Source organism: Roseibium sp. LAB1, assembly GCF_054658235.1.
This window is the reverse complement of the sequence record NZ_BAAGIB010000002.1, coordinates 1,032,502-1,045,275: the sequence shown is the minus strand read 5'-3', so window position 1 is coordinate 1,045,275 and position 12,774 is coordinate 1,032,502. Positions and strand designations below refer to the sequence as shown.

Here is a 12,774-nt window from a genome sequence, read left to right as displayed (position 1 = left end):
ATGAGGGAAGGGAGCGCGGACGTGAAGGCAGTCTTCAAGCGTCTCATGACTATGGCCGGTGCGGCGGCAACTTTTGCTGGAGTGTCGACGGCGGCCCTGGCAGCGGAATCCGGCATCAAGGAATGGCAGTTGGGCTTTCAGGCCTCTGTCACCGATGTAATGGACGACATTACCTGGTTCAACGGGTTCACCCTGGTGATCATCACCGTAATCACGCTGTTCGTGCTGGGATTGCTGATCGTCTGCATGACCCGCTTCAGCGCAAAATCGAACCCGGTTCCGTCCAGGACATCGCACAATACCATGATCGAAGTGGTCTGGACGGTTGCGCCGATCCTGATCCTGGTCGTCATCGCGATCCCGTCCTTCCGCTTGCTCTACAAGCAGCTGGACATTCCCGAATATGAGATGACCATCAAGGCGACCGGGTTCCAGTGGTACTGGGGCTACGAGTACACCGATGAAAACATGGGTGAGCTCTCCTTCGATTCCCTTATGGTCAAGGACGATGAACGTCAGGCAGTGGCAGATTCCCGCGGCGTGACGCTGAACGAGGTTCCGCGCCTGCTGTCCGTTGACTACGATCTCGTCATTCCGGTCGACACCACGGTCCGCGTCCAGGTGACCTCCGAGGATGTGATCCATTCCTTCGCGATGCCGTCCTTCGGCGTCAAGGTCGATGCCATTCCGGGCCGTCTGAACGAGACCTGGTTCCATGCCCGCGAAGAAGGCGTCTACTACGGTCAGTGTTCCGAGCTTTGCGGCAAGGATCATGCCTTCATGCCGATCGCGATCCGGGTGGTTTCCAAGGATCAGTTCCAGACCTGGGCTACAGCCGCGCAGGACGACCTGGACACCGCAAACGAGCAGCTGCTGGCGTCGATTGCCGATGCGAAGAAGCTGGCTGCCGCAGGCAAGGTTGAAGAGATCTCTGTCGCCGCGAAATAATGCGGCGGCGATCCTGTTTGGCGATGCGCGCGATGTCATGCAGCGCCGCTGAGAAAGTCTGAAAGAGGGAGCCCAAAATGGCTGCGACCGAAGCACATGCGGCACATGGCCATCCGACCGGATGGCGCCGCTGGGTCTATTCGACCAACCACAAGGACATCGGTCTCATGTACCTGATGTTCGCTATCATGGCAGGTATCGTTGGCGGCGCGCTCAGCGTCGGCATGCGGATGGAACTTCAGGAGCCGGGGATGCAGATCTTCGGTGATCCGCACCTGTTCAACGTTTTCACCACCGCTCACGGTCTGATCATGATCTTCTTCATGGTCATGCCGGCCATGATCGGCGGCTATGCCAACTTCTTCGTGCCGATCATGATCGGTGCGCCGGACATGGCGTTCCCACGGATGAACAACATCTCCTTCTGGCTGCTTCCGCCGGCCTTCCTGCTCCTGCTTCTCTCCCTCTTCGTTGAAGGTCCTCCGGGCTCCAACGGCGTCGGTGGTGGCTGGACCATCTATCCGCCGCTGTCCACCTCCGGTCAGCCCGGACCGGCAATGGATCTGGCGATCCTGGCACTGCACATCGCAGGTGCTTCCTCGATCCTCGGTGCCATCAACTTCATCACGACCATCTTCAACATGCGTGCGCCGGGCATGACCCTGCACAAGATGCCGCTGTTCGCGTGGTCCGTGCTGATCACGGCATTCCTGCTGCTGCTCTCCCTGCCGGTTCTGGCTGGTGCCATCACCATGCTGCTGACCGACCGTAACTTCGGCACCACGTTCTTTGCGCCTGCCGGTGGCGGTGACCCGATCCTGTTCCAGCACCTGTTCTGGTTCTTCGGTCACCCGGAAGTGTACATCCTGATCCTGCCGGGCTTCGGCATCATCAGCCACATCATTTCCACCTTCTCGCGCAAGCCGATCTTCGGTTACCTCGGCATGGCCTACGCCATGGTCGCCATCGGCGTCGTCGGCTTCATCGTGTGGGCTCACCACATGTACACCGTCGGCATGTCCTCCGAGACGCAGGCCTACTTCGTGGCCGCCACCATGGTGATTGCGGTTCCCACCGGTGTGAAGATCTTCTCCTGGATCGCCACCATGTGGGGCGGTTCCATCGAGTTCCGCACGCCAATGGTCTGGGCAATCGGCTTCATCTTCCTGTTCACCGTTGGTGGTGTGACGGGTGTGCAGCTCGCCAACGCCGGTCTCGACCGCTCGTTCCACGACACCTACTACGTGGTTGCTCACTTCCACTACGTGCTGTCGCTGGGTGCCGTGTTCGCGATCTTCGCAGCCTGGTACTACTGGTTCCCGAAAATGTTCGGGTACATGTATAACGAGACGATCGGCAAGGCCCATTTCTGGATCACCTTCGTGGGCGTGAACCTGGTGTTCTTCCCGCAGCACTTCCTGGGTCTGAACGGCATGCCGCGTCGCTATGTCGACTATCCGGATGCGTTTGCCGGCTGGAACTTCGTGTCTTCCATCGGCTCCTACATCTCGGCCTTCGCGGTTCTGGTGTTCCTCTTCGGTATCTTCGAAGCGTTCTCCAAGAAGCGTGTTGTCGGCAACAACCCGTGGGGCGAAGGGGCAACGACCCTGGAGTGGACGCTGCCGTCTCCGCCGCCGTTCCACCAGTTCGAGACCTTGCCGCGCATCAAGTAATCCGCGGCGGGAGGTTCGCCTCCCAGTCAAGATCAGCACCGCGCCGGTTGCCGGCGCGGTGCTCCCTTTAAAGAATGCTGCCGGGCCATGTGCACCCGGACGAGCGATCTGCGGATCGCCGGCGAAAACAAGAATTCAAAGGACGCGCCTATGTCGCTCGTTGAGCGCCAGGATACGATGAGCCAGGAAACCGCTGTCTGGGACGGCGGCATGGGATCGGTGAGCGACTATGTGGCGCTCCTGAAGCCGCGTGTGATGTCCCTGGTCATCTTCACCGCATTTGTCGGCCTGATGCTGGCACCGGGATCCGTGCATCCGGTGCTGGGCGTTGTCGCGATCCTGTGCATTGCCATCGGAGCAGGCGCATCTGGCGCGCTCAACATGTGGTACGACGCCGACATCGATGAAGTCATGACGCGCACCCGCAAGCGGCCGATCCCGGCCGGCAAGGTCACGCGGGACGAGGCGCTTGCCTTCGGTGTGACTCTGTCCATCGGTTCAGTGGTTCTGCTCGGCCTTCTGGTCAACTGGTTTGCCGGGGCGTTTCTGGCCTTCACAATCTTCTTCTACGTGATTGTCTATACGATGTGGCTGAAGCGCTCGACGCCTCAGAATATCGTCATCGGCGGTGCTGCAGGCGCGTTTCCTCCGATGATCGGCTGGGCAGCCGTTACCGGAAGTGTCAGCCTGGAAAGCTTCGTGCTGTTCCTGATCATCTTCATGTGGACTCCACCACACTTCTGGGCGCTGGCGCTGGTCAAGAACGGCGACTACCAGGCCGCCAAGATCCCGATGCTGCCGGTCGTCGCGGGCGAGACCGTGACACGGCACCACATTCTTGCCTACGCCGTCCTGCTCGCTCCCATCGGTGTCGCGCCTTACCTGCTTGGCTTTGCCAGCCCGGTTTACGGTGTCGCATCCGCTGTTCTGAGTGCAATCTTCGTCGGTCTGTCCTTCGACGTCTGGCGCAAGCGGGAAGGCGACCCGGCCAAGGCTGCCTGCTGGCGCTTGTTCAAGTTTTCAATCTTTTACCTGTTCATGCTTTTTGCCCTTCTTCTGGGCGAAAGCCTGATCGCAGGAGCGTGACGTGATGGCCAAGGAAGAACAGGGCATTGCGCTCACTGAAGAACAGAAGAAGAAGCGCCGGTCGCGGTCGATCGCGATTGCCTGTGTGCTCGGCGGCCTCGTCTTGCTGTTCTACGTCGTGACCATCGTCAAACTGGGCCCCGGTATCCTGGACCGGGCGCTTTGAGGGAGATCGTGTGAGCAACGGAAAAGACACTTCGAACCTGTCACGCAGCAACCGCAAGGTCGCGGTGGTTTGCGCCGGCGTGTTCATGTTCATGGTCGGGGCAGCCTATGCCGCCGTGCCGCTCTACAATCTTTTCTGCCGCGTCACCGGCTTTGGCGGCACCACTCAGGTTGCCACGGCCGAGAGCGACGTGATCATCGACCGCAAGATCACCGTGCGCTTCGACGGCAACGTCAATCACGAGCTGCCCTGGAAATTCAAGCCGGTGCAGCGTTCGGTCACTCTCCAGATGGGCGAAACCGCCCAGCTGGAATATGTGGCTACCAACACGGGTTCGGACAGGACCGTCGGCACGTCGACTTTCAACGTGTCGCCGCCAACGGCCGGAGCCTATTTCAACAAGCTGCAATGCTTCTGCTTCACCGAGCAGGCGCTGGAAAGCGGCGAGACTGTTCAAATGCCGGTCGTCTTCTTCGTCGACCCGGAAATGGACAAGGATCCTGAGCTGAAACACGTCAAGGAAATCACTTTGTCCTACACCTTCTTCCCGGTAGAACAACCGGAACGTCCTGTTGCAGCAAAGGCCGAGAAGGCCGCTGCTGAAACAAAACTTTAAGCGATTGGCGCAAACCGCGCCGGAAATGACTGTCTTTGGGGAGCTTGCCGATGGCTGAGGCACATACCAAAAACCACGATTACCACTTGGTGGATCCTAGTCCGTGGCCGTTCATCGCATCCGTCGGTGCGTTCGTCATGGCGCTGGGTGCCATCGGCTTCATGAAATATGCCCAGGGCACGGACTTTGTCCTGCTTGGTCTGGATCTCACCGGCTGGGGCCTGTTCGCGATCGGTTTGCTGATCGTCCTTTACGTGATGTTCGGCTGGTGGCGCGACACTATTCGCGAATCCGCCCAGGGTCATCACACCCGTGTGGTCTCGCTGCATCTGCGCTACGGCATGCTTCTGTTCATCGCTTCTGAAGTGATGTTCTTTGTTGCCTGGTTCTGGGCCTATTTCGATGCCTCGCTCTTTACCGGCGAAGCCATCCAGTATGCCCGCGTCGAGGCGACCGGCGGTCACTGGCCGCCGGCTGGTATCGAAACCTTCGATCCCTGGCACCTGCCGCTGCTCAACACGCTGATCCTGCTGTGCTCCGGCACCACGGTCACCTGGGCGCACCATGCTCTGTTGCACGATGACCGCGAAGGTCTGAAATGGGGCCTGACCTTCACGGTTCTGCTCGGCGTTCTCTTCACCATCTGCCAAGTCTACGAATACTCTCATGCAGCATTCGACTTCGGCGGAAATATCTATGGCGCGACCTTCTTCATGGCGACCGGTTTCCACGGTTTTCACGTGATCGTCGGCACCATCTTCCTGGCGGTGTGCCTGTTCCGGGCCTTGGCCGGTCAGTTCACTGTCGAGAAGCACTTCGGGTTCGAAGCTGCAGCATGGTACTGGCACTTCGTTGACGTCGTCTGGCTGTTCCTGTTCGTCTCCATCTATATCTGGGGCGCAGGCACACCGGCCGCTCACTAGGTTCGCGCCGCATCGGCACGACCAGCGCCCGATCCGGTCACCGGATCGGGCGTTTTCATTTCAGCTGAAGCTTGAGGCACATCATGGAAGACAAGGCGCATTTTCCACCGGTCAATCCGGTTTCTGCGGGCCTGTCGGGCAAGTGTCCGCGCTGCGGCCAGGGCAAACTCTTTGACGGCTTCCTGGGCGTCAAAAAGTCCTGCATGGCCTGCGGGCTAGACTATTCGTTCGCTGACAGTGGCGACGGTCCGGCCGTCTTCGTCATCATGATCGTCGGCTTCATCGTCGTCGGCCTGGTGCTGTTCGTCGAGCTTTCCTACCAGCCCCCGATCTGGGTGCACCTTATCCTCTGGCTTCCGCTGACAATCTTGCTGGCCGGTGGCGTTCTGCGGCCGCTGAAGGGCCTGATGATCGCGCTTCAGTTCCGTCACCAGGCTGCCGAAGGGCAACTGGACAAGGGCAAGGACGGCAATTGACCGGGCAAGTCCCGGGAAGACAAACCCATGCGTAAACTCATTATTCCGATGCTCGCCGCCATCGCGGCGCTTGCAGTCCTGCTCAATCTCGGTTTCTGGCAGCTTGATCGGCTGGCCTGGAAGGAAGATCTTATCGAACAGGTGAAGGTGGGCGTTTCAAGCCCGCCGGTGGCCGCCCCGGAACCAGCCGCCTGGGCTGACCTTGCACCTGCCGACGACTATGGGCATGTCAGGATCAACGGGCGTTTCCTGGAAGGCGCCGTCTTCTATTACACCGCCCTGGCCGAGCCGGCAGGAACCGTGGGCGGACCTGGCGTCATGGTCTATGCGCCCTTTGAGACGGACCAGGGTTGGGTTGTCCTGGTCAATCGCGGGTTTCTGCCACAGGGTCTCGACAAGACACTGCGCGAAAAAGCAATCGCACCACCGGATGGCGCGTGGGAGCTGACAGGACTGTTGCGCCTGAGCGAGAAGCCGAACTGGACGACCCCGGAGCCCGGGAAAGAAGATCGAATCTGGTTTGCGCGCGACACGGATGCCATGGCTGAAGAACTGGGGTTGGATCCGGCAAAGCTTGCGCCCTACAGCGTCGATCTCGATGCTGCCTTTACACCGCCTTCAGGTCTTCCCCAGGCGGGCGAGACCATCGTTCACTTCAAGAACGACCATCTGGGCTATGCACTGACCTGGTTCGGTCTCGCCGCCACGCTGATCGGGGTCTACCTTACTTACGCAGCAAGTATTCTGTGGCCGCGTAAACGACAGGCGGGTGAAAAGTCGACCAAGTAGGTGGTGCCGGTGGGTTTGTGACGCGAAAGAATGTGGCTCCGCCGGGCTGAGAAAAGCCAGTCTCTCCGTCGTCATTCCGACCAGGTGAAGCGCGAGCCGGGATCGGGAAGGCACAAAGCCACATTTGTCAGCAGATCTGTTGAAAGGACGTCGACACTCCGATCCCGGATCTCCGCGTTGCTGCGTCCGGGATGACCTGCCGGGGGGTGGTCAAAAAAGGGCCCCGCAGGGCCCTTCGTCATTTCATGCGAATGCTTGCAGCAAGTTCAGCCAAGCGCTTCGAGGATCGCGGCGGCGCCGGTCTTGGTGGCTTCGCCCGGGGCTTCCTCGATGGCGAGGAAGGTCACGACGCCGTCCTTGGCGATCAGCGCAAAGCGCTGAGACCGCAGATGGCCGAAGATCGGTGCCGGACCGAGGCCGAGGCCTGCGGCTTCCACGAAACCGGCAGCCGTGTCGGACAGGAAGGTAATGCTGTCACCGGCGCTGGAAGCCTTCTTCCACGCATCCATGACGAAAACGTCGTTCACGGACAGGACCGCGATGGTGTCGACGCCCTTGTTCTTCAGGGTTTCCGCGTGTTCGACGAAGCCCGGCAGATGGTTCATGTGGCAAGTCGGCGTGAATGCGCCCGGAACACCGAAAAGAACAACGGTCTTGCCGGATGTGAGCTCGCCGGTCGATATTTCGCCGGGGCCATCCGCGGTCATTGTGTTGAACGTTGCCTCTGGAAGACGATCCCCAACAGAAAGTGTCATACTGAATATCCCTTGATTGACCGGCTGCGGCGAAACGGCAGCCCCGCGTCACAGATAGGGCTTTGTTGGCCAGACGTCGAGGGAGGATGGTTCAAAAGCGGTTCGCCAATGCCACCGGCCTCGGCCAGGCGGCTTACTTTACCCAGGCAGGATCAATCGGAAACAGTTGTTCGACGGCGCGGCCGCCCGCAGACAGTACCAGACGCAAGTGTGTGTCCTTGTCCGTCGTTTTCATGCCTTTGAGCGACAGGCGCCAGAGCGGCTTTTCGCCGGTCTGACCGGCAGGCTTGGGCAGGCCGATATAGGAACCTTCTGGAGCGGCGGCAAACAGGTCGGGCACCGCGTCTTCAGGCACATGAGCCGAGATTTCCAGCGCATCTCCTGAGGCAGACAGGGCCACGGCCTTGATCTGAAGATCCTCGGACGGACCGGCTGCAGGCACCGCCTCGAGGTCTCTTGCAATCAGCTTCTGGGCAAGATCGTCGGTCTGTGCATCCGGTGCCAGATCCAGTGTCAGCGAAGCATCTCCGGGAACGCAGATCTCGTTACAGATGCCAAAAAAGACGTCCAGTTTCAGCGTCACCGCCTGACCGGGACTTACAGGTTCGATCCGCAGCGGCAGGACGATGCCGTTGTGATAGACGATCGATTCCGAAAAACCGTCGTCGTAGCGCTCAGGCGCTGGATAGAGCACCTCGGTGGACTTGAGGTTTGCGCTTTCCGAAGCGTCGATCAGCGGGGGAATTCCGGCCTCTCCCGGATAGCGCCAATAGGTATGCCAACCCGGTTCCAGCATGAACTCCAGTCCGGCAAGATAGCGGCCGTCTTTAATGGGGCCGGTCGCGATCAGCCTGATCGCGCCTCCCTGAACTTCCGTCCAGCCGGTCATGGCGGCATGGGCGGGAACAGGCAGTGCGGCAAGGGCAAGCAAGAAGGCAATGACAGAGCGTTTCATGACCTCTGTGCTACACGAGTTTCGGGCAAGCGTCATCGGTCAGGCTGGGCAATTCAGGTCATATCCTTGTGACGCTGAAGTGAGCCGGATGCCATCCGACGGGCACAAACAGACATTAACAAAGTCTCGCAAAGGGGCTATGCTTTCCTCAGGGCAGAGCGCGTCAACAGAAAACGAGGTACGCATGGCCGGATCCGAAGCAACAGAATCCCTTGAAGGTCAGTTTCTGATTGCGATGCCAGGAATGGCAGACAGCCGGTTCGAACATTCTGTGATTTATCTTTGCTCTCATTCCGATCAGGGCGCCATGGGCCTCGTGGTGAACCAGGTTGCCCGTCATCTATCCCTGGAAGAGCTTCTGATACAACTCGATATCGTCAACGACGACGGCGCCATTCGTCTGCCGCCGAAGGTACGTGACATGAGCGTGCACAAGGGCGGACCGGTCGAAGTCGAACGCGGGTTCGTTCTACATAGCGACGATTTCATGCTGAACCAGTCGACGCTTGCCATCGACAACGGCATTTGCCTCACGGCGACATTGGAGATCCTTCGGGCGCTCGCGCAGGGCGCAGGTCCCTCCCAGGCCATGCTGGCACTTGGCTATGCCGGCTGGGCGCCGGGACAGCTGGAAAACGAGATCCAGGCCAATGGATGGCTGACAGCTCCGGCCGATCCCGAGATCCTGTTCGACCGGGCTTCCGACAAGAAATGGCATCGCGCACTCGCCAGCATGGGGATCGACCCCGCCATGCTTTATGCCGACGCCGGGCATGCCTGAGGGCGCCTGGTCCTCGTCCGGTTTCGGGAAACTTGTCTCTCTGCGGTCATCATTTTAGCCAAAAGCGACTTGCGCTTGAATGTTATGGCGCGTAAGTCGCATCAATGGCATGGTTTGTTTCAAATCTGCCGGAATTCAAGTAGGCTGATCCTTCTCGCATCAGAGGTCTGGCAAACAGGCAGGGGACGCGGGCGTCCCGCGACAAACAAAGCAAGAGGAAAGTTGCGCGGTGAAATACATCAGTACGCGTGGTGAAGCACCAGTTCTGGAATTTTCCGATGTCCTGCTCCAGGGACTCGCGCGCGACGGCGGACTTTATCTACCCGAAACCTGGCCGCAATTTGATGCCGATACCATCGCATCCTTCGCCGGTAAACCCTATCAGGACGTTGCCTTTCAGGTCATTTCGCCCTTCGTTGCCGGTGCAATTCCCGAAGACGATCTGAAGGCGATGATCGAAGAAGCCTATGACGGCTTCCGCCACCCTGCCGTGACGCCACTTGTTCAGACGGCACCGAACACATTCATCCTCGAACTCTTTCACGGGCCGACGCTGGCATTCAAGGATGTTGCGATGCAGCTCCTTGGCCGGATGATGGACTATGTCCTGGCCGAACGCGGCCTGCGCGCGACAATCGTCGGCGCGACGTCCGGAGACACCGGTGGTGCAGCCATCGAGGCATTCCGGGGGCGCGAGCGCACCGATATCTTCATCCTCTTCCCCGACGGGCGCGTCTCCAGCGTGCAGCGCCGCCAGATGACGACGCCGGCGGAAAAGAACGTTCATGCCCTGGCCCTTGACGGCGACTTTGACGATTGCCAGGCCATCGTCAAAGGCATGTTCAACCATTTCTCCTTCCGTGACAGGGTCGCCCTGTCCGGCGTCAACTCGATCAACTGGGCACGGATTCTGGCGCAGATCGTCTACTACTTCGTTGCTGGCGCTGCCCTTGGCGCGCCGCATCGCAAGATTTCCTTCACCGTGCCGACTGGCAACTTCGGCGATATCTTCGCCGGCTATGCCGCCATGCAGATGGGATTGCCCGTCGAAAAGCTGGTGGTGGCGACCAATGTCAACGATATCCTGGCGCGTACGCTCAAAACCGGGCGTTATGAAAAGCGCGGCGTGACGCCAACCATTTCTCCGTCCATGGACATTCAGGTGTCTTCCAATTTCGAACGGCTTCTGGCCGAGGTCTGCGGACGCGATGGCGCAGCCGTTCGGCGCATGATGAACCAGTTGAGCCAGTCCGGCAGCTTCGAGATTGAGGAAGGGCCGCTCCGCGCCATGCGTGCGGTTTTCGGCGCAGGCCGCTGCGACGAGAACGAAACGGCAGAGACCATCGCGGAACTGTGGAACGAGGCGGGCTATCTTCTGGACCCGCACACGGCAATCGGCGTCCATGTGGCGAAAGTCCACGATAACGGTGAGACACCGATGGTGGTATTGGGCACGGCGCATCCGGCAAAATTCCCGGATGCGGTGGAAAGGGCTTCAGGAAACCGGCCGGAGTTGCCGGAAAACCTGAAGGACATGATGACTGCGGAGGAGCGCCAGCAGGTACTGGCGGCGGAACAGGGCGTGGTGGAACGATACATCGAAGATCACGCCCGGGCCGTTACTGCTGGGGTGTGAGCATATGAAAGTACAAACAACAATCCTCGATAACGGGATGACGGTCGTCACCGACCAGATGTCTCATCTGAAAACCGCCGCTCTTGGCGTGTGGGTGCGAACCGGGTCGCGGGCGGAAGCCGTGCATCAGAATGGGATAACCCATCTTCTGGAGCATATGGCCTTCAAGGGAACCAAGACCCGCACAGCCCGCGGCATTGCCGAGGAGATCGAGGCGGTCGGCGGCGAGCTGAATGCCTCCACCAGTATCGAGCACACCAACTACTATGCCCGGATCCTGGCCGAGGACACACCGCTTGCAGTCGATATTCTGGCCGACATCCTGCAAAACTCGACTTTCGACGCTCAGGAGCTGACCCGCGAACAGCATGTGATCCTTCAGGAAATCGGCGCCGCCAACGACTCTCCCGACGATCAGGCTTTCGATCTGTTCCAGGAAACCGCCTGGCCGGAGCAAGCCATCGGCCGGCCGATCCTCGGGACGCCGGAAACGGTCCAGGGGTTCAACCGGGATGCGCTGAATGCCTATCTCGCCGACCGTTATCGGGCACCGGACATGGTTCTGGCGGCCGCCGGAGCTGTCGATCACGACGAACTTGTCGCTCTGGCCCGCGAAAAATTCGGCGGGTTCAATTCCGAACCGGCAGCACCGGAGTCCGAAGCGCGCTACCGGGGTGGGGAAACCCTTCGCCCGAAAGAGCTGATGGAAGCACAGGTTCTGATCGGGTTCGAAGGCCGGCCTTACAAATCCAAGGACTATTACGCCATCCAGATATTGGCGTCTGTTCTGGGCGGGGGCATGTCATCGCGCCTGTTCCAGGAAATCCGCGAGAAACATGGCCTGTGCTACGCCATTTACAGCTTCCACTGGGCGTTCTCCGATACCGGACTGTTCGGTCTGCATGCGGCCACCAGCCAGGAAGATCTGGCTGCGCTGATGCCGATGATCGTCGATGAGCTGATCGCTGCCACGCAGACGATCTCCGACGACGAAGTCGCCCGCTCCAGGGCCCAGATACGCGCCGGCCTTATGATGGCGCTGGAAAGCCCTGCCGCACGCGCCGGACAGATTGCCCGTCAGATCCTCGTGCACAACCGCGTGCTCGATCCTGACGAGATTTCCTCCAAGATTGAAGCCGTGACCGCAGCCGACATCCGCAGGGTCGCCCACGAAACCTTCGTGGGCACGGTGCCGACCCTGACCGCGATCGGGCCGGTCGACGGTATCATGACTGCGGACGAACTCGCAGGACGGCTTCAGCAAAGCCCGGTCCTGCGGGCCGCGTCCATGTAGGCTGGACAGAACAAGGCGGAGAGTGGGGCATGGCGCTGTTACGGCCGGGAGCATCACCTGACGCCGAACTCCTGATTGAAGCCGGCGGTTATTATCTTCGCCCGCCGATCATGTACGACTTCAAGCCGTGGGCGGAATTGCGCGGCGAAAGCCGGGCCTTCCTGAAGCCCTGGGAGCCGCTTTGGCCATCCGACGACCTGACGCGGACCGGCTTTCGCCGTCGCTTGCGCCGCTATTCGAAGGATCGCAAGGAGGGCCGCAGCCTGTCCTTCCTTCTGTTTCGTGCGCGCACCAACGAGATCCTCGGTGGCCTGACCCTCAGCAATATCCGCAGGGGTGTCAGCCAGACTGCGACACTTGGCTACTGGATGGGAGAACGGCACGCGGGAAAAGGACACATGTCCTCGGCCGTCGCCATGATCTTGCCGTTTTGTTTCGACGTGTTGAACCTTCATCGAATTGAAGCGGCATGTCTGCCAACGAACATGCCGTCCATACGTCTGCTCGAAAATGCCGGGTTCCACCGGGAAGGCTACGCACGCAACTATCTGTTAATTAACGGGACCTGGCAGGATCATCTGCTGTTTGCCTGTTTGGCGGAAGACCATGCGTCGCGACCTGAAAAGGTGGCACCGAGCGTCGAGGGAATCTTGAAAGAATTCTTGTGACATGCGCC

At 59.9% G+C, this 12,774-nt stretch carries 14 protein-coding genes; 12 read left to right on the top strand and 2 right to left on the bottom strand.

Translation table 11 applies throughout. The features are described from left to right. From coxB to ACYQ54_RS14695, 8 genes are all read left to right on the top strand, one after another. A complete protein-coding gene (gene coxB, locus ACYQ54_RS14730) occupies positions 1–948 on the top strand; it encodes a cytochrome c oxidase subunit II (RefSeq protein ID WP_460083526.1) in 948 nt (315 codons plus the stop codon). A gap of 77 nt (positions 949–1,025) precedes the next feature. After that, positions 1,026–2,621, top strand: a complete 1,596-nt coding sequence (gene ctaD / locus ACYQ54_RS14725) for a cytochrome c oxidase subunit I (protein ID WP_460083525.1) — start codon at positions 1,026–1,028, stop codon at positions 2,619–2,621. A 150-nt stretch (positions 2,622–2,771) separates the two neighbouring features. Then, positions 2,772–3,707 (top strand): heme o synthase, encoded by a 936-nt coding sequence (locus ACYQ54_RS14720; RefSeq protein WP_460083524.1) that lies wholly within the window; start codon positions 2,772–2,774, stop codon positions 3,705–3,707. A 4-nt stretch (positions 3,708–3,711) separates the two neighbouring features. Then, positions 3,712–3,873, top strand: coding sequence for a hypothetical protein (locus tag ACYQ54_RS14715; protein WP_460083522.1), 162 nt, complete (start codon positions 3,712–3,714; stop codon positions 3,871–3,873). 10 nt (positions 3,874–3,883) lie between these two features. Beyond that, on the top strand, positions 3,884–4,489 hold the full coding sequence (locus tag ACYQ54_RS14710; RefSeq protein WP_460083520.1) for a cytochrome c oxidase assembly protein: 606 nt from the start codon (positions 3,884–3,886) through the stop codon (positions 4,487–4,489). Between the two features lie 50 nt (positions 4,490–4,539). Next, complete coding sequence (locus ACYQ54_RS14705) at positions 4,540–5,412, top strand: cytochrome c oxidase subunit 3 (protein WP_460083518.1); 873 nt, start codon at positions 4,540–4,542, stop codon at positions 5,410–5,412. An 80-nt stretch (positions 5,413–5,492) separates the two neighbouring features. Further along, the gene (locus ACYQ54_RS14700; RefSeq protein ID WP_460084816.1) at positions 5,493–5,888 is read left to right on the top strand and encodes a DUF983 domain-containing protein; all 396 of its coding nucleotides are present in this window, start codon (positions 5,493–5,495) and stop codon (positions 5,886–5,888) included. Positions 5,889–5,915: 27 nt separating this feature from the next. Continuing rightward, positions 5,916–6,677 (top strand): SURF1 family protein, encoded by a 762-nt coding sequence (locus tag ACYQ54_RS14695; protein WP_460083516.1) that lies wholly within the window; start codon positions 5,916–5,918, stop codon positions 6,675–6,677. Positions 6,678–6,943: 266 nt separating this feature from the next. On the opposite strand, the gene ACYQ54_RS14690 is transcribed toward ACYQ54_RS14695, so the two are convergent. Then, positions 6,944–7,432: a redoxin family protein gene (locus ACYQ54_RS14690; RefSeq protein ID WP_460083515.1), complete on the bottom strand. Its 489-nt coding sequence runs from the start codon at positions 7,430–7,432 to the stop codon at positions 6,944–6,946. Positions 7,433–7,565: 133 nt separating this feature from the next. Next, complete coding sequence (locus ACYQ54_RS14685) at positions 7,566–8,387, bottom strand: protein-disulfide reductase DsbD domain-containing protein (RefSeq protein WP_460083513.1); 822 nt, start codon at positions 8,385–8,387, stop codon at positions 7,566–7,568. A 184-nt stretch (positions 8,388–8,571) separates the two neighbouring features. On the opposite strand from ACYQ54_RS14685, the gene ACYQ54_RS14680 reads away from it, so the two are divergent. The 4 genes from ACYQ54_RS14680 (at position 8,572) to ACYQ54_RS14665 (ending at position 12,766) form a co-directional block, all read left to right on the top strand. Continuing rightward, positions 8,572–9,168, top strand: a complete 597-nt coding sequence (locus ACYQ54_RS14680; RefSeq protein ID WP_460083511.1) for a YqgE/AlgH family protein — start codon at positions 8,572–8,574, stop codon at positions 9,166–9,168. A gap of 229 nt (positions 9,169–9,397) precedes the next feature. After that, on the top strand, positions 9,398–10,804 hold the full coding sequence (gene thrC, locus ACYQ54_RS14675) for a threonine synthase (RefSeq protein ID WP_460083509.1): 1,407 nt from the start codon (positions 9,398–9,400) through the stop codon (positions 10,802–10,804). 4 nt (positions 10,805–10,808) lie between these two features. After that, entirely contained in the window at positions 10,809–12,098 is a 1,290-nt protein-coding gene (locus ACYQ54_RS14670) for a M16 family metallopeptidase (protein ID WP_460083508.1), read from the top strand. A gap of 29 nt (positions 12,099–12,127) precedes the next feature. Beyond that, positions 12,128–12,766 (top strand): GNAT family N-acetyltransferase, encoded by a 639-nt coding sequence (locus tag ACYQ54_RS14665; RefSeq protein WP_330559042.1) that lies wholly within the window; start codon positions 12,128–12,130, stop codon positions 12,764–12,766. Positions 12,767–12,774: the final 8 nt, after the last annotated feature.